This window comes from Variovorax sp. YR750, from assembly GCF_900109805.1.
GTDB lineage: Bacteria > Pseudomonadota > Gammaproteobacteria > Burkholderiales > Burkholderiaceae_C > Variovorax > Variovorax gossypii.
In genome coordinates this window covers 236,388-254,269 of the sequence record NZ_FOBJ01000011.1, presented here as the reverse complement: position 1 = coordinate 254,269, position 17,882 = coordinate 236,388, and the positions used below count along the sequence as shown (strand labels likewise).

General features: G+C 68.5%; 12 protein-coding genes. All 12 read right to left on the bottom strand.

The window, feature by feature from the left end:
- Position 1: 1 nt before the first annotated feature.
- Positions 2–2,347: a type VI secretion system Vgr family protein gene (locus BMY35_RS22940; protein ID WP_093204139.1), complete on the bottom strand. Its 2,346-nt coding sequence runs from the start codon at positions 2,345–2,347 to the stop codon at positions 2–4.
- Between the two features lie 73 nt (positions 2,348–2,420).
- Complete coding sequence (locus BMY35_RS22935; protein WP_093204137.1) at positions 2,421–2,816, bottom strand: DUF4150 domain-containing protein; 396 nt, start codon at positions 2,814–2,816, stop codon at positions 2,421–2,423.
- 23 nt (positions 2,817–2,839) lie between these two features.
- On the bottom strand, positions 2,840–3,472 hold the full coding sequence (locus BMY35_RS22930; protein ID WP_093204134.1) for a DUF3540 domain-containing protein: 633 nt from the start codon (positions 3,470–3,472) through the stop codon (positions 2,840–2,842).
- 50 nt (positions 3,473–3,522) lie between these two features.
- Positions 3,523–4,575, bottom strand: coding sequence for a pentapeptide repeat-containing protein (locus BMY35_RS22925; protein ID WP_093204132.1), 1,053 nt, complete (start codon positions 4,573–4,575; stop codon positions 3,523–3,525).
- Complete coding sequence (locus tag BMY35_RS22920; protein ID WP_256229284.1) at positions 4,572–7,136, bottom strand: DUF2169 family type VI secretion system accessory protein; 2,565 nt, start codon at positions 7,134–7,136, stop codon at positions 4,572–4,574. Before BMY35_RS22920 ends, BMY35_RS22925 begins: the two co-directional genes overlap by 4 nt.
- A 49-nt stretch (positions 7,137–7,185) precedes the next feature.
- Positions 7,186–10,197, bottom strand: coding sequence for a type VI secretion system Vgr family protein (locus BMY35_RS22915; protein ID WP_093204127.1), 3,012 nt, complete (start codon positions 10,195–10,197; stop codon positions 7,186–7,188).
- 25 nt (positions 10,198–10,222) lie between these two features.
- Positions 10,223–12,937, bottom strand: coding sequence for a type VI secretion system ATPase TssH (gene tssH / locus BMY35_RS22910; protein ID WP_093204124.1), 2,715 nt, complete (start codon positions 12,935–12,937; stop codon positions 10,223–10,225).
- Positions 12,934–14,028 (bottom strand): type VI secretion system baseplate subunit TssG, encoded by a 1,095-nt coding sequence (tssG, locus tag BMY35_RS22905; protein ID WP_256229280.1) that lies wholly within the window; start codon positions 14,026–14,028, stop codon positions 12,934–12,936. The genes tssH and tssG overlap by 4 nt, the downstream gene beginning before the upstream one ends.
- A gap of 5 nt (positions 14,029–14,033) precedes the next feature.
- Entirely contained in the window at positions 14,034–15,926 is a 1,893-nt protein-coding gene (tssF, locus tag BMY35_RS22900; RefSeq protein WP_093204119.1) for a type VI secretion system baseplate subunit TssF, read from the bottom strand.
- A 7-nt stretch (positions 15,927–15,933) separates the two neighbouring features.
- The gene (gene tssE / locus BMY35_RS22895) at positions 15,934–16,449 is read right to left on the bottom strand and encodes a type VI secretion system baseplate subunit TssE (protein ID WP_093204116.1); all 516 of its coding nucleotides are present in this window, start codon (positions 16,447–16,449) and stop codon (positions 15,934–15,936) included.
- Positions 16,442–17,281, bottom strand: coding sequence for a type VI secretion system accessory protein TagJ (locus BMY35_RS22890; RefSeq protein ID WP_093204114.1), 840 nt, complete (start codon positions 17,279–17,281; stop codon positions 16,442–16,444). Before BMY35_RS22890 ends, tssE begins: the two co-directional genes overlap by 8 nt.
- Before the next feature lie 37 nt (positions 17,282–17,318).
- The gene (locus BMY35_RS22885) at positions 17,319–17,876 is read right to left on the bottom strand and encodes a type VI secretion system tube protein Hcp (RefSeq protein ID WP_093204111.1); all 558 of its coding nucleotides are present in this window, start codon (positions 17,874–17,876) and stop codon (positions 17,319–17,321) included.
- Positions 17,877–17,882: the final 6 nt, after the last annotated feature.

The following is a 17,882-nucleotide window of genomic DNA, read 5'->3' as shown; positions in this document are numbered from 1 at the left end:
CTCAGTCCTCCCCCAGGTTGGAGCCCTTGATCTTGATCGAGCCTCCGGCCTTGAACGATGCGGTACCGTCGGCCTTGATGGTGATCTTTGCACCCTTGATGGTGATGCCGCTGGCGTTCATGACGATCTTGCTGCCGCCCGCCTTGAGCATGATGGTGGGCGCCTCGACCATGCAGATCGCGCCCGCCTTGATCTTGATCGGCCCCTTCGAGGTCTCGGAGATCACCGCGGCCGACAGCTTGTGCGGACCGCCCACGGATACCGACTGCAGCGCACCCACGCTCACCTTCTGCAGTCCGCCCACGCTCACCATCTGCGCGCCGCCGACGCTCACGGTCTGCACGCCGCCCACGTTGATGGCCTCGCCGGCGCCCACGCTGTGCATCCGGCCCGCGCCCACGGTGTGGGCCTCGGCCACCGAGATGGTGGTGGTCTGCATGCCGTTGACGGTGTGGCTGCGCCCGCCGTTGACCGTTACGGTCTCGCCGCCGTTCACTGTCTCGGTGCGGTGGCCCGTGATGGTGATGGTCTCGGTGCCGCCCACGGTCTCCGTGCGGTTGGCGCCGATCGAGACGCTCTGGTCCACGCCCACGTGCTGCATCTGGTTGTTGCCCACGCTCTCCGAGTCGTCGACGTCGATGGTGTCGGTACGGCTGTTGTGCACGGTGGTCGTCTGGTTGTTCTCGACCGTGGTGTTCATGTCGTACTGGCCGTGGATCGTCACCTTCTCCTTGCCGGCGGTGTCGTCCATCGACAGTTCGTTGTAGCCCTTGCCCTTGTGCGTGTTCGACTTGATGCCGCTCACCACCGCGCCGGCCGGCAGGCCGAACGGTGCCATCGATTCGCCGTTGTAGAAGCGGCCGATGATGATGGGCTGGTCGGGGTCGCCGTCGAGGAAGTCGACGATCACCTCCTGGCCGATGCGCGGAATGCTGATCGCGCCCCAGCTCTTTCCGGCCCAGGGGTGCGACACGCGCACCCAGCACGAGCTGTTCTCGTCGTTCTTGCCGTAGCGGTCCCAGTGGAACTGCACCTTCACGCGGCCGTGCTCCTCGGTCCATATCTGCTCGCCGCTGCGGCCCGTGACGATGGCGCTCTGCGGGCCGGGCATGGTCACGCGCGGCGTCATGCGCGGCGGGCGCCAGGGCGTGTTCAGCGGGATCGCGGTGAGCAGGAAGCTGCAGGCCCCCTGCCGGCCCGTGCGCAGAGTCGGCGTCTCGGCGATCAGGTCGCCCACCAGTTCGGCCATGCCGGCATTGACCGGATCGTCGGCCAGGGCCTCGTGCAGCACGACGTCGATGGGACGCTGGCTCTCGGGGAAATTCGCGCCCTCGTAGCCTGGGTGGCTCGCGACGAAAGTGCAGGCGGCGATCAGGTAGTCGCCGTCGCGCTTGCCGTCGGGGTCGCCCTTGAAGGCGAAGCTGCGCCCGGCCGCCACGTCGGGCCAGCCGGTCAATGCCCAGTGGCGCTGCCGCCGGCCGACCAGCTCGTCCAGGCGCAGCTGCGCGAGGTTGTCGGTATCGTCGCCCGACTGGTAGCCGCCCGGGAACTCGAACACCTCCAGGTCGGCCAGCTCGTGCGTGTCGGGGTCGCCCTTGTCCGCATCCAGCTGCTTGCTGATGACCTTGAAGTCGCGGTCGCGCGACGCGAACTTGCCCGACTCGAACTGCCGCGAGCTGACCCAGCGCGTGATCTCGTTGAAGCGCCCTTCCGATGCGCCGCGCTCGACGTGGTTCAGCGTGTCGGCCGCCGGCAGCTTCTCGTGCGCCAGCGTGCTGGTGTCCGACAGGTACAGCGTGCCCGGCGCATCGTGCGCGTCGAACCAGTAATAGATACCTTCTTCTTCCAGAAGGCGCGAGAGGAACTGGTAGTCGCTTTCCCTGTACTGCACGCAGTACACGTGGGGCGCATGCGGGCCCACCACGCCGCCCGCCTTGATCTTCTTCAGGCTGCCGACCGGGCTGTCGTCCAGCACGGCGTCGATCACGCCCAGCACCGGCTTGTTCTGCAGGATGCGCGCGTTGGTCCGCTTGCTCAGCAGCCAGAACCACGAACGCAGGCTGATCCGGTATTCGAGGAAGCGCCCGCTCTGCGACACGCGCGTGAGGCGCACCGCGTGGCCCTGGCAATGCCGCTTGTGGGCGTTGCCGTCGGCATCGGCGAACTCGATCACGACGTCGAAGGAGCGGCCCAGCACGTCGGCCGCGTCGATGCTTTCGTTGTCGGTCAGCACGGTGAGCTCGTAGGCGGAGGGACGCGCCAGCACCTCGTGGCCCACGATGCGCCAGAACATGAGCTTGTCGACCGCGGGCGAATCGCCCTGGATGCTGAACTTGTGATCGGCCATGCTTCCCCCTTTTTTCTCTCTCTCATCGCCTCTCCTCTCCCCTGGTCCGTGCGGACGGACCGGACAGCGGAACCTACGGCGCCAACAGCAGCACCAGCGGCTGGCTCGGCACGGTGCGCACGCCGGGGCAGTTGGTGCTGTTCTGCAGCGACACGCTGGTCAGGCGCGACGCGGGCATGCCCATCAGCAGCACCGTGAAGGCGCCGGTGAGATGGCGGCTCGGTCCCATCACCGTGCCCGAGGCCACGCCCAGCAGCACGCCGGAGTTGTCGCCGTTGGTCATCGGAATGGTGGTGCCGAGGTTGTGGGCCGGACCGCCCATGATGAGGATCGTCGGGCAGTTCGGAATCGCCATCGGACCCATGGCGATGTTCGGATACGGCACCGGAATCGGCGACGGCGCGGCGGGCGTGATGCAGACATCGGGAAAGCCCGTGTCCGTGCCCATCAGCTGGCAGTTGGCGAACATTTCTCTTTCTCTCCGCTGCCGCTTCAGCCGAAGTGGATCTGCGCGCCGCGCGCCTTGACCAGTTCGCGGCCGTTGACCAGCGTGTGCTCGCCCTCCAGGCGCATTAGCTGCTGCGCCTCGCACTCCACATGCGTGGCCGACACGCGATCGATGCCGTCGGTGATGCGCAGGTAGTGCCTGCTGAAGTGCTGCACGCGGTCCATCACCGACGACAGCACCGAGCCCACGAGCTTCAAGCTGGTGCCGACCACACTGAGCTGGCGGCCAACGACATCGGCGCTGTCGGTGGCCAGGCGCGTGCGCTGCGTGGCGATGTCGAGTTCCTCGGCAGCGAGCTCGATGCGCCCGCCCTCCGCGGCGATGCGCATGTCGCCGCCTTCGCAGTTCACGACATTGGCCGTGCCCTCCTCGCGCTGCAGCACGGCCATGACCCAGACCTCGTCGGGCGCGATGCGCAGGCAGGCCACGCTGTCGCCGGCCGCGGGCTCGAGCAGGCAGCTCGCGGCGCGGCGTGCTCGCAGCTTCAGGTCGCCGCTGGCAACGACCTGGCCGCCCTTCGCGTCGATGCCCAGGATGCCCACGCACCATTCGCCGCCGATGGCCTTCGCGGCCGGGCGCTGGCGTGTGCGGGTCTTCAGGGTCGTTTCGTTGTTCATGGCGTGTTCCCTCTGTGTTCGTTCATCCGGCGAATCTGGTGATCAGGCAATCAGGCGACCAGCGGCTGCCAGCGTTCCGATTCCGCGAGCTCCGGATCGGTCTCGAGCGCGCGCGCGCGGTCGCTCATCTGCGCGTTCTCGGTGATGGCGGCATGCAGCACGGTGCGCAGCATGGTGGCGCGACGCAGGTCGGCCGAGGTGAGATCGGCATGCCTGAAGTCGGCATACGTCAGCTCGGCGCCGCTGAAGTTGGCGCCCTGCACTTTCGCGCCCGCGAAATGGGTCTGGTACAGGTCGCAGCCTATGAAATTGGCTTTGGGCAGCACGGCGCCGGTGAAAAGAGCCTGCCGCAGGCGCGCGCCCGAGAAGTCGGCTCCCTTGCCGGTGGCCGCGCAGAAGATCGCCGACGGTGCCACCGCGTTCGCGAACTTCGCGCCTTCGAGGTTGGCGCCCTGGAAGTTGCACTGCTGCAAGGTGACGCCACTGAAGTCGGCCCCACCCAGGTCGGCGGACGAGAACTGGCAGCCGTTCAGGTCCAGTCCCGCGAACGACATGCCCTTGAGCGAGGTCTTGAAGAACACGTTGCGCAGCATGCGTGCGCCGGTCCACGTCAGGTGCGAGAGATCGCATTCGTTGACGGTGGTGTATTGCCAGCTGGTGTCGTCGGCGCAGACGTCGAGCAGCACCGACTGGCTGATGACGGCGGAGTCGAGCTGCACGCCGCGCAGTACGGCATGGTCCAGCCGGCAACGCGCCAGCGTGGCCATGGTCATCGCCGACTGCGCCATCTGCGCGTGCGTCAGGTCGCACTCGGAGAAGACTGCACCGTGCAGATTGGCTTCGCGCAGGTCTGCGTGGTCGAGCTTGCAGCGATTGAAGACGGCCTTGCGCAGGTTGGCGCCCGATGCGATGGCGCCGCGCAGGTCGCATGCGTCGAACACGGTCTCGCGCAGGTCGGCGCCGCGGAAATCCGTTTCGGCGAAATTGATCCGGGAGAAGATTCCGCCGCCGAGCGCGAGGCCCGCGTAGCGTCCCTTGCGCAGGTCGAGGCCTTCCAGCGCCTCGCCGACGCTGACTGCAATGGCCAGCAGGTTCGGGCTCATGCTGCGGCCTGCTGTTCCGGCGTGAGCCGTGGCCATGTCCGCGCCCGCTTGAGCAATGCGCCGTCGAAGCTCGTCGAGCCGTCCAGCCGCACGCGCCCGAGGTCGGCGCCGAAGAGATTGCTGCGCCGCAGGTCGGCCCCGCGCAGATCCGCCGACTGGAAGATGGCGTCGCTGAAGTTCACGCCCGACAGCAGCGCGTTGGTGCAGACGGCCTTGCGCATCAGGGCGCCCTTGGCGCTGGCGAGCCGCATGTCGGCGCCCTCGAGCAGGGCTTCGCAGAGATTGGCGCCGTCGAGCACGGCGCGAATCATCTTGGCGCCGCGCGCATCGGAGGCACCGAAGTTGAAACGGCGCAGGTCGGCCTGGCTCATGTCCGCACCGGCCAGGCTGCTTCCCTTGACCGCCACGGTGCCGGCGCAATGTGCCGCCATCATCCTTGCGCCGTCGAGCTTGCTGGTCACGAAGGTCGCGTTCTCCATCTTCGCGCCGTGCATGTCGACGCCCGAGAGGTCGGACTCGATGAAGTTGCAGACGGACAGGTTCGCCTCCGGCCAACGCATGCCTTTCAGGTCCAGCTTGTGGAAGACCTGGCCGCTCAGGTCGGCACCGGCCCAGTCGGCCTCGCCCCACGTGGTGTGAAGCAGGTTCGCCTTGGCGAACGTCGCGCGCCGCATCTGCGTGCCGGCGAATGCGCAATGCATGAGCGTCGCGCCGCTGAAGTCGGCATCGTCGAAGACGCCGCGGGCGAGCCGCGCCTTGCCGAGGTTGGCCTTGCCGAACTTCGTGCCGATGGCGATCGCGCCTTCCAGATTCGCATGCGCCAGCACCGCCCCCGCGAGGTTGGCACCGGAGAGATTGGTATTGACGAGGTTCGCGCTCTCGAGCCACGCGCCTTCGAAGTTCACGTCCCGCAGGTCGAGGCCCGAGAGATCGGCGCCGGTGAGGTCGATGCCCGCGAAGAACTTGATGCCCGCGGCGCTGGCGCGTGCCATCTCGCCGCGCAGCTTCGCGGCCTCGCCCACGGCCATCGGGTAGGCCGGCGGCTGCATGTGCGCGGACTGGAGATAGCCTGCCCGATGCGCATCCTCGATCTGGCACAGCTTCGGATAGATCGGCGCCAGGTCGACGGGCCTCGTTCCCATGGCCACCTGCGCGCGCATCTCGGCCATGTGCCTGTCGGGGTCGTATTTCGGCGGACCGCGGTGCTGCAGCTTGGCGAGGTCGATCTTCTGCTCCTGCGACATCGCCAGCGCCCGCTCGATGACCGTGACCGCATCCTCGACCGCCGCCCACCGCTGCGCCTCGGCCTCCTTCATCTTCTTCTCGAGGTAGGGCGGCAGTTCGTCGCCGACCGGAACCTTCTCGCGCGGCGGCATCCGGATGCCCAGTGCGTCCGGGTCCTTGCCCATGGAGATGGCCTTCTCGCGAGCGAAGGCCACATCCATCCCGGCGCGACGGCGCTGCGCTTCGCCCTGCAGCCCCTCCGTCCCGAAGGGTGCCTTCGCGGCTTCCACATCGGGGTCGACGGTGCTCACACCCTCCGGGAGCAGGTCGCTGTCGACGATGGCGTAGATCGGTCCCATCTTCGGATCGGCACGCTTCGCGGCAGCGTCGAGATAGTGCGCATCGGAGCGGACCTGGCCGATGCGTTCGACCGCCCCCATGAGGCTGACCACGTCGGAGCCGTCGTCGGTGCCCACCTCGGCCAGGCCCTGGAAGATCGCGATGCAGCGCTCGGCATGCGGAAAGAACCACACCGTCGTCAGCCGCAGCGGCACTTCGCGCACCTTGGGCTCCCCGATCGCCATGCGGTAGCCGACGAACACGCGGGCCCGCATGCCCGGCAGGCGGCCTTCGATCAGGCGCTTTTCCGGATGCATGTTCTCGAACGAGAACGGTTCGTCGCCGACGAGCGCCGCGCCCATCCACTGGTCCGGCGGCGCGAGGTTGAAGTAGCGCCAGTCGGTGTCCGGCGCGAAGCCCGGCGCGTGCAGCTTCAGGTAGTCGGCGTCGTAGGTGCCGCGGTACTGCACGCGCTGCGGATGCATCACGTCGAGTGCGCCCATGCCGGCGGGCGCAATGGCCTGGTCGGGGCGAAGGAGGCGGTCGTGCGGCAGTTCGATGTTGGGCAGCCAGGCCACGCCATCCGCCTTCTGCCTGCCGCGGCCTGCGGTGTTGAGGGGAAAGTCCGTCCCGCCGTAGGCCCTGGACCAGTCCAGCGGCATCTCCGCGAAAGGCCGGGCCTTGCTCGGCTTCGATCCGTCCCAGTAGCGGTCGCCCAGTACCAGCACGGTCTTTTCCTGCGTGCCGAAGCGGGCCCTCACGGCACAGCCGTCGGGCCGGTCCGGGGGCGGGAATGCCTTGCCGTGCACCAGGAACTCCGGCGTGAGCTTGGCCACGCCCTCGTCGATCATCGGCTGGGCCATCTCCTTCGCCAGGAAGGACCACATCGACTGCTCCGCCCACAGCGTTGCGCGCTCGCCCTGCGCGAACGGCAGGTGCAGGCAGGCGCTGATGCTGAGCCCGAAGCGCTTGCGGTACTCGATTGGGCGCGTCGACAAGCCGAGCGCCTGGGGTTTGAGGACTTGCATGGTCGATCGACAGCCCTCTTCATTCCCAGTCGTCGTTCGGCGGCACCCCGCCGTCCAGCGGGTCGGATGACGGCGGTGGCGGTGGCGGTGGCGGTGGCGGCGGCGGCGGCGGCGGCGGTGGCGGTGGCGGCGGCGGCGGTGCTGGCGGCGTCGGGCTCCACTCCTGCGTCGGCTCCGCGGGGGCGCCTACCCCTGGTGCAGGCGGCGGGGCCGGTGGAGCCGGCGGAGGCGGGGGCGGTGCGGCGGAGCCGTCCGCGTTGACAGACTCGTCGGCTGCCAGTCGTTCGCCGCCGGTGCCGACGCCGGCGGCACCCAAGGCACCGACGATCAGTTCACCGCCGGCGATCGCGACAGTGCCGATCACCGGGATGCTGCCGATCACGCCTTCCGTGCGACGGTTGCGCGTGATCGCGCCGAGCGAGCGCAGCCGGCCCGCAAGGCCCGGCAGGTGCGCGGCGTCGGCCTCGTTGGCTGCGTTGTCCAGCGCGTTGGCGGCGTCCGCGTACTGCTTCAGTGTCGCGGCGATGTCCGCGTCCGCACTGGCAAGGCCCGCAACCGCTCCGAGCATGCCGGCGACCGCGGCTCCGCCCGCGCCACCGGCACCCGCTCCCGGCGTGAAGGTGTGCAGCGCGGCCTGCTCCACGTCGACCGGAAAGGCCTGGATCTCCGGCGCGAGGCCGGACGACAGCTTGACGCCCAGCGCGGTATCGATGGCCACGCCTCCGAAGTTGGAGATGGCGATGGCCAGCGCGTTGTCGATGCTCATGCCCATGAAGGTCGAGCGCGCGATACCCAGGTTGGCTTCGCTGTTGGTGCCGATGTAGCCGCTGGTGTTCGGCCCCAGGATGGTTGTGTTGGAGCCGACCGAGGTCGCGTCGATGCTGCCCACCGCCATCATCTCGATGCCGGTGTTGCTCATCAGCTTGATCTTGTTGGCCATCAGGTGCAGCGGCCCGGTGGGCACCGTGATGTACTTCGAGCTCGCCCCCGTCACCATCCAGTCGATGTGCCCAGCCTCGAAGCTCATCTTCGCGGCCTTGTAGGTCACGTTGCCGCTGACGGTGATGGTCTGGTTGCCGATCACGTTGCGGGTCTCGCCGGCGCGCGAGGTGTCGGTGCGCGCACCGGTCACGTCGCTCAGGCTGGTGCCGGTCACCATGGTCTTGTCGTTGCTGTCGACGAAAGTGGTGCGGTCGCCCACCACCTGGTTGTTCTGCTTGCCCTTGACCGTGTTCTTCTGATCCACCACCACCATGTTCGTGTCGTTGCGCGTCACCGTGCTCTTGCGGTCGCGGTCCACGTGGTTGGTCTGGTCGCGCTTGACGGTAACGCTCTGGTCGCGGTCGATGGTGGTGGAGTCGTCGCGCTCCACGCTGCGGCTCATGTCGAGCTCGGCGTGGATGTTGATGTTCTCCTCGCCCTTCTTGTCCTCGAACATGATCTCGTTGTAGTTCGAGGAGCCGCCGCCGGGCGTGGAGCGGGTCTTGAAGCCGCTCTGCGTGGGCGACTTGTACGGTATGGGCTGCTCGTCGTTGTAGACGCGGCCCATGATGATCGGCCGGTCGGGGTCGCCATTGAGAAAGTCGACGATCACCTCCTGGCCGATGCGCGGGGCGAAGTAGCCGCCCCAGCCCTTGCCGCCCCACGGCTGCGACACGCGGATCCAGCAGGTCGACTTCTCGTTGCTTTCGTCGTAGCGGTCCCAGTGGAAATGCACCTTCACTCGGCCGTGGTCGTCCACGTGCAGCTCGTCGCCCTTGGGGCCGACCACGATGGCGGTCTGCGGGCCGGGCATGGTCACGCGCGGCGTGAGGCGCGGCGTGCGGAACAGGCGCTCGGTGGGCATCACGGTCAGCAGGAAGATGCTGTTGCCGGTCTGCGCGGCCGAGAGCGCGGGCGTGGCGGCGATGATCTCTTCCAGCACCGGCAGCGTGTCGGCGTTCACCGCGTCGTCGCGCAGCACGTCGGCCAGTGCGTCGTGCACGGGCCGGGCCGGGGCGCTGGCGCTCACGCCCTCGTAGCCGCGATGGCTGGCGACGAAGGTGCAGGCCGCGATGATGTAGTCGCCGTTGCGCGTGCCGTCGGGGTCGCCCTCGTACTTGAAGCCGCGCCCGGCCGTCACGTCGGGCCACGGCGTCACGGCCCAGTGGCGGTCGCGGTGAGCGTTGAGTTCGTCGCCGCGCAGCTTGGCGCGGGTCTCGGCGTCGTCGCCGCTGAAGTAGCCGCCGGGGAACTCGAAGAGCTCCAGGCTCGCCAGTTCATGGTCGTCCGACGCGTCGATGTCGGCGCCCAGCTTCTTCTTGATGGCCTTGAAGTCGCTGTCGCGCGAGGCGTGCTTGCCGGTGTCGAACTGCCGCCCGCTGACCCAGCGCGAGATCTCGTTGAAGCGCGGCTCGGCGGCGTTGACGGCCATGTGGCGCAGGGTGTCGGCCGCGGGCAGCTTCTCGTGCGCCATGTCGCTGGCATCCGAAAGGTGCATGGTGCCGGGCGCATCGTGCGCGTCGAACCAGTAGTAGATGCCCTCGTCCTCCAGCAGGCGCGAGAGAAAGCGGTAGTCGCTCTCCTGGTGCTGCACGCAGTAGCGCCTCGGGTTGTGCGTGCCGATCACGTTGTCGGCCTTGGTCTTCTTGAAGCGCTTGATGGGGCTGTCCTCGAACACCGCGTCGAGCACCTCCAGCACCTTCTTCTCCTGCAGGATGCGCGAGTTGGCGCGCTTGGTGAGCAGCCAGAACCACGAGCGCAGCGTGATGCGGTATTCGTAGTGCCGCCCCATGTGGCCCGCGCGCACGAAGCGCACCGCATGGCCCTGGCAGTGGCGCTCGTGCGTTCCGCCGTCGGCGTCCTTGAACTCGATCACCACGTCGAAGGCATGCCCCAGGATGTCCTTGGCGTCGACGGCCTTGTTCTTCGAGATCACCGTGAGCTCGTAGGCCGATGGACGCGCAAGCGCCTCGTGCCCCACGATGCGCCAGAACATCAGGTCGTCCTTGGCGGGTGAATCGCTCTCGATGCGGAACTCGTTGTCGGCCATCTTTTTCTCTTGGGGTGGAGGCTTGTCAGTCGAAGGCGTAGGTGAAGTCGGCGTCCTTCACGTCCAGCGCCACGCGGCGGATCTCGCCGCCGGAGGCCAGGCGCTGCAGGTACTCGACGGAGATCGTCGGCAGCACGGTGTTGGTGAGGATCGCGTCGATCACGCGCCCGCCCGACTCCGGGTCCTGGCAGCGCGCGACCACCTGGTCGACCACCGCGTCGCTGTACTCGAAGGGCACGCCGTGGTTGGTTTCCACGCGCTTCTTGATGCGGCCCAGCTGCAGCCGCACGATCTTCTTCATCATCTCGGGCGACAGCGGGTAATAGGGAATGGTGACGATGCGGCCCAGCAGCGCGGGCGGGAACACCTTCATCAGCGGCGCCTTCAGCGCATCGGCCAGGCTGTTGGGCTCGGGCAGCAGCTCGGGGTCGCGGCACATGCTCATCACCAGCTCGCTGCCGGCGTTGGTGGTCAGCAGGATGATGGTGTTCTTGAAGTCGATCATCCGGCCCTCGCCGTCTTCCATCCAGCCCTTGTCGAAGACCTGGAAGAAGATCTCGTGCACGTCGGGGTGGGCCTTCTCCACTTCGTCGAGCAGCACCACGCTGTAGGGCCGGCGGCGCACCGCCTCGGTCAGGATGCCGCCTTCGCCGTACCCCACGTAGCCCGGAGGCGCGCCCTTGAGCGTGGAGACGGTGTGCGCCTCCTGGAACTCGCTCATGTTGATGGTGATGATGTTCTGCTCGCCGCCGTACAGCGCCTCGGCCAGCGCGAGCGCGGTCTCGGTCTTGCCCACGCCGGAAGTGCCGCAGAGCATGAACACGCCGATGGGCTTCTGCGGGTTGTCCAGCCGCGCGCGCGAGGTCTGGATGCGCCGCGCGATCATCTCCAGCCCGTGCTTCTGTCCGATCACGCGCTGGTTGAGCGTGTCGGCGAGCTTGAGCACGGCCTCCACCTCGTTCTTCACCATGCGGCCGACGGGAATGCCGGTCCAGTCGGCGACCACCGAGGCCACGGCCTGCTCGTCGACCGACGGCAGGATGAGCGGCGACTCGCCCTGCACCGCGTGGATCTTCGCCTGCAGCTCGTGCAGCTCGGCCAGCAGCGCGGCGCGGTCGGGCGCGGGTTCGGCGGATGCGGGTGCGGCCGCATCGGTGGCCGTGGCTGCAGCGGGCGTGTCCACCGGCTTGTTGCCCGCGCGCAGCTTGCTGCGCAGCTCCAGCAGCCGGTCGACCAGCCCCTTCTCCTCCTGCCAGCGCGCATTCAGCGCATCGAGCTGCACCTTCGATTCGGCCAGCAGCGCGGCAACCTGCGCGGCACGCTTGGTCACGTCGATGCCGATGGCCTCCTCGCGGCCGATGATTTCCTGCTCCACCGTCAGGCCCTCGATGCGGCGCATGCAGTCTTCCACTTCGGGCGGCGTCGCGTGCTGCGACACGGCCACGCGAGCGCAGGCGGTGTCGAGCAGGCTCACGGCCTTGTCGGGCAATTGGCGCGCGGGAATGTAGCGGTGGCTCAGCTTCACGGCCGCCTCGATGGCTTCGTCGAGCAGCTGCACGCGGTGGTGCTTCTCTAGCACGCTGGCCACGCCGCGCAGCATCAGGATCGCCTTGGTCTCGTCAGGCTCCGGCACCTGCACCACCTGGAAGCGGCGGGTGAGTGCCGGGTCCTTCTCGATGTACTTCTTGTACTCGGCCCAGGTGGTGGCGCCGATGGTGCGCAGGTTGCCGCGCGCCAGCGCCGGCTTGAGCAGGTTCGCTGCGTCGCCGGTGCCGGCGGCACCGCCCGCGCCCACCAGCGTGTGGATCTCGTCGATGAAAAGAATGATGGGCGTGGGCGAGCTCTGCACCTCGTCGATCACCTGGCGCAGGCGCTGCTCGAACTCGCCCTTCATGCTGGCGCCGGCCTGCAGCAGGCCGATGTCGAGCGTGAGCAGCTTCACGTCCTTCAGTTGCGGCGGCACGTCGCCGCGCGCCAGGCGCTGCGCGAAGCCCTCGACCACGGCCGTCTTGCCGACGCCGGCCTCGCCGGTGAGCAGAGGGTTGTTCTGGCGGCGGCGCATGAGGATGTCGACGATCTGGCGGATCTCCTCGTCGCGGCCCGTCACCGGATCCATCTCGCCCTTCTTCGCCTTCTCGGTGAGGTCGACCGCGAACTTCTTCAGTGCGTCGCCCTTGCCCATGGCGGCCGGGGCCATCGCACCGGAATCTTCGCCGGGTGCGCCGCTGCCCATGCCGGTGCCGTCCTGCGCGCGCATCTGCGCCTCGGGCGAGGCGTCGCAGATCTTGGCGAAGTTGTCGGCCAGGTCCTCGACCTTCACTTTCTCGAACTGCTTCGACAGGCCGAACAGCGGGTTGCGCAGGCTCTGCGTCTTCAGCATGCCCACCAGCAGGTAGCCGGTGCGCACCTGCGCCTCGCCGAACTGCAGCGTGGCGTAGGTCCATGCGCGCTCGATGGCGTTCTCGATGTGCGGCGAGAAGTCGCTGATGGCGGTGGCACCGCGCGGCAGGCGGTCGAGCGCGGTTGTCATGTCCTTGGCGATGACCGACACGTCGAGGCCGTAGTGCTGGATCACGCGGTGCAGGTCGGAGTCCTGCGCCTGCAGCAGCTGCGCGAACCAGTGCTCCAGCTCCACGTACGGATTGCCCCGCATCTTGCAGAACACGGTGGCGCCTTCGATGGCCTTGTAGGCCAGCGAGTTGAGCTTGCCGAAAAGGGCGGTGCGGCTGATTTCACTCATGAGGGACTCCGTATCTCTTCTGAACGAATGAAGATGGGCTTGTTGAAAGACTGGTTGCCGATGCGCACGTCGGCGGCGTTGCGCGAGCGCGGGCGCTCGCCGAGCCACGACACCCAGCCGAGGCGCGGCGCGCTGCCCTTCGCGTCGCCAAGGCGCGTGGCCGGCACCTGTGCCTTCTCGAGCACGAGCTCGGCATCCCACTCGAGCTCGTCGCCGAGCAGCTGCTGCATCCAGCGCTGCAGCACGGGGCGCGCGTTTCCGATCGGAAGGAACATGCGGTACTGCTCCAGCGTGAGCGGCCCCAGGTGCAGTCGCACGCGGTGCTGGCGGTCCCACGCGCGGGTGCCGAGCATGGCGCCCATGCCCATGGAGCGCGAACTCTCGCCCTGCCCCAGCCGCGTGAGCTCGCCGGCCGGCAGGCTCATCCAGTGACCGACCCAGCGCTCCAGCTTCACCGGCACGCCGAAGTAGCTGCACAGCACCGATTCCACGCTCTCCACGTTGTGCACGCGGCGCGCGAGCCAGCCCGAGAAGTGCAGGCGCGCGTCGTCGTGGATCTCGTCGCGGTCCACGCGGCCCGGCGTGCCGATGCCGACCAGCGCGCCGATCTGCAGGCGGAAGCGGTCCTCGCCCGGCCGGTCGAGCGCGACGGCGGGACGCGACTGCGCCCACGCGCGATAGAAGTGCAGCGAGAAGCGATGAGAAAAGCTGTCGAGGAAGGCCAGCCAGGTCGGGTCGCCATGGTTCAGGCTGCGCTCGCGGATGAAGTCGCTCAGGTGCACCGGCAGCGGTCCGTTGGGGCCGATGTAGCCGAAGAACTGCTGGCGCAGGCGCGGCGGCGAATGCGCGGTGGCGGGCTCGAAGCGGCTGAAGCTCGCGGGAGCGAACGACAGCGACGGCTCCTGGCCCACGCGCACCGGCTCGGCGCCGGGCAGCAGTGCGCGGCCCCAGCGCGGCGTGGTGCGCGCGACCGATTCGAGCCGGCGCATCACTGCGAAGTAGTCGAAGGCCCAGGGCTCGCTCGACCATTCGCGCAGCGCCGCGTCGACGCGCGCCTGCACGGTGCCGCCGGCCTCGGGTGGCCGGGCCACGCTCGTCACAGGATCTGCCGCGTTCCGCACAGCGGCCTCCAGCGCATGGCCTCGCCCTTGCCCGCGATGCGCAGCACGGTCTCGACGAAATGGTTCACCTCGACGTGGCGCGAGAGAAAGCGCGCCAGCACCGCGCCGAACAGGAAGGCGCTGTGGCCGTGGAAGGCGTCCTTGTCGACCTCGAGCGTCACCTCGAGCCCGCGCCCGAAGGCGATCGGCCCCTTCAGCGGCAGCCTGCGCGCCACGGGCTTGCACTTCACCGACAGCAGGCCGCGCACCTGGCCCTGCCGCATCTCGTCGGCGTGCACCGCGTAGAGCATCAGCGTCTCGCGCAGCGCGGCGGCGCCCTGCTCCGGCGTGCTGTCGGACAGCGACAGGTAGTTGAGCGCGAGGTGGTCGACCACGCGCCACCCCAGCCCCTGGCTCACCACCGGCGACACCGGCCGCGACGGTCCGCGCACCATGCGCACGCGCTGCACGGGGAAGGAGTCGACGCAGTCGAAGTCGTTCTCGCGGCCCAGCGGCATCAGCAGCGGCAGGTCGCGGTTGGTGCACAGCGCGGTCACCGCCAGCTGCCGCAGCGTGGCCGCGTACGGCGCCTGCTGCGGGTCGACGATCTGCATGTAGACCTCGGAGCCGATGTGGCTGCTGCGGTTGCCCTCGGTGCGCTGGCGCACCGACAGCATGCGCGGCTCGCGCGTGGTCGTGAAATAGGCCGGGTGGCTCAGGCGGCTGCCGTGGAAGGCCGAGTAGAAGGGCCTGAACGGCTGCTCGGCCGCCACCGCGTCGCTGCCGGGCGCGCCGTGACCGATGACCTCGGTGACGGTATGCACCTCGAAGTCCTGCGGGCGCGTGCGATCGGGCACGAGGTGGAACTGGCTCACGCCCTCGGTCATGGCCACGCGGTCGAGCCGCTTGTTGAACAGATTGACGGCGGGCACGCAGTGCAGCAGCACGTTGTCGGCGCTCACGAGTTTCTCGAGCGCCGCGTCGCCGCGCGAGAACAGCAGCACGATCTCGACCTCGGCGACCGGCATCTCCGCGAGCAGCGCCCTGAGTCCGCCGATGCGCACGAACTGGAAGCGCTGCGGGAACGCGAAGTACTCCTGCAGCAGCCTGAAGCCCGAGAAGCCGGTGGCGGTCACGGGCAGCAGGGCCTCGTCGTCCTCGAAGCCGACCGCGCCGATGGCGCTCGGCGGCAGGCTGCGCGCGGTGCCCTGCAGGGCGCCGCCCGCACCGAGCGGCCGCACCAGCACGCCGACCGGCTGGCCCAGCGCGCATTCGTGCAGCTGCCAGGCCACGTCTTCGGCGCCGCCGAAATGCAGCACGAGGTCGTCGAGCGCGATCTGGCTGAAGTCCAGGCCGGCCGTGGCGCGCAGCGTGATGCGCAGGCCGCCGCGGATCGCGCGCGACTGCGGATGCGTGTTCAGCGGCAGGTCGGGCGCGTAGGTGAAGTACTGCGCGCGCTGCACCTCCACGGGCCAGACGCGCAGCGCGCTCGCCGTGCGGAACTCGCAATGCGTGTTCTGCCCCACCGCCTGCCGCGCACGCAGGCCGCTGCCGCGCGGCAGGCTCGGGCCGGTGGCGAGGTTGGCGTCGTCGGGGTCGGGCGCGAACGAGACCACCACCATCGCCGGCGTCGGCGCGAGGAAGTGCGGATAGACGATGTCGAGCAGGTGACCGGTGAAGCGCGGGTATTCGGCGTCGAGCTTCAGGCCCACGCGTGCCGAAAGGAATGCAGTGGCCTCGATGAGCCGCTCCACGTACGGATCGGCGACCTCCTGGCCTTCGATGCCAAGTCGATGCGCAATCTTTGGAAATGCGCGTGCGAACTCCGAAGAGCTCTCACGGAAGTAGCGCAGTTCCTGTTCATACAGGCTCAGCAGCCGAGGGTCCATGTCGGACTTACCTTGGGTTTTGCGCCATGTCCACTATCTCGATGCGGCCCTCTTCAAGGTCAACGCGGCTTCGCATGAGGAACTCGAGCGGCACGGGCTGCGCCCACAGCATGCCGCGGATCTGCAGGCCGATGCTGTTGTGGGAGTCCAGTGCGGGGCCTTCCATGATGAGTTCGACTTCGAGTGTTCGGGACAGGATGCGCGGCTCGAACTGCAGGATTGCGTTCTTCAAAGCCTGTTCCATGCTGACACGCTGCACCGACGAGGTGAACTGGCCAGACAGCATAGGCAATCCGTAGTTGATGACCGAGCGCGCCGCATTCGGGTACTGCCTGTCGTCCATCGAGAGGCCGTAGCCGGTGGCGTTGAAGAGCCACCCCAGGTCGCGCAGCACGGCCTGCCGCAGCGCCTGCTTGGTCAGCGTGCGCTTGTCGTCGCCCTCGCGCTTCTCGTCGGGCGCGTTGTCGACGAGGCGGTCGAGCAGCGATGGCTGCAGCCGCTCCTGCGCGGTGAGCTCAGCCATCGACCGCACCTTCGGCGGGCGCTTCGGCCGTTGCATCGGCCTGCGTGAAGAGGATCTCGCGCACGTCCATCAGCGCATGCTCGCTGCCGTCGCTGCTGCTGAGCACGCGCTGGCCGTAGCCGGCCCACACCTCGGGACGCAGCTCGCGCCATTCGGTCTTGCGCGCGAGCCGCAGCTCGCCGTCTTCCACCTTCTCGGTGCCCTCGTAGCGCGTGGGAATGAGCGCGAGCGTCTCACCGCCATTTTCGAACTGCAGGTGCGCGGGCATCCACACGCAGTCGCGCAGGTCCTCCGGCGGCTCGATCTTGATGTGGGCAAGGCGCGCGTAGGGAATCCAGTAGTACTTGCCGTTGACGAAGGCCTCGAGCACCGGCCCCAGGCGCATGTCGGCATCGGCCAGCCACTCGAAGGGCTTGCCGTCGATGCTGCCGCCGATGGCGGGCGCGCCGTCGAAGGCGCGCTGGCGCAGGTCCTCGGCCAGCTCGCTCTCGCCGCGGCCCTGGCGCAGCAGCGACTCGATGAGCAGCGCCAGCCACTCGTCGGGCTGGCCGAAGATCATCGGCGTGCGCGTGCCGGCGAACACTTCGGCGCGCAGGCCCTCGCAGCGCACGGCCTCGCCGTAGACCTGTTTCATGGGCACGGCCAGCGCGTCGAGCTCGGCCGCGACGGTGAGCTGGTTGAGCGCGCGCTCCCACTGCCCCAGCACGCACAGCAGCTGCGCCATGAACACGCGGTGCTTGCTGTCGGAGGGCTTGGCGCGCACATCGTCGCTCAGGGCCTTGAGGGCGGCGGCCGGGTCGGCGGCCTTGAGGAATTCAGCGGCGGTGGTCATGGCGTGCGGCTCCTTGTGGCTGGGCTGGGTGCGCGGCTCATGCGCGGGTGAACTGGCATTCGCGCACCGCGCCGCGCAGGCCGGTGGTCTTCTGCGGAGCCGAGCGGACCTTCACCGTGCGGTAGCTGATCGAGATCAGCTCCGAGGGCACGCCCCAGTGGCCGCCCGAGCTGAGCACCAGCCGGCAGATGCGCGCGTTCTCCAGCACCATCTCGAAGGTCGACTGCGCATCGGGCGAGCGCTCGTCGCCTCCCGACTTGAAGGCGCTGATCATGATCTTCAGGTCCTTCTCCTGCGCGCGCAGCAGGCTGGCGATGGTGGCGGTGGCCGCGTCGCTGCGGCGCGCGACGATCAGGTTGTTGGGCACGACCTGGTTCTGGCTGGAAGACTCCGGCACCTGCACCGACCAGTAGTAGCCGCCGATGTTCAGGCGCGCCTTGCCGTCGTCGAAGCTGCGCTCCAGCTCGCCTTCGACCGGCGCGCCCTTGTTCTCGATCAGCATGACCAGGTCGGTCTCGGCCGAGCCGGTGCCGATCAGTTCGTAGAACTGGCGGGCGTCTTCAGGGCTCCAGGAGCCGTCGTCAAGGAATGCCATATCACC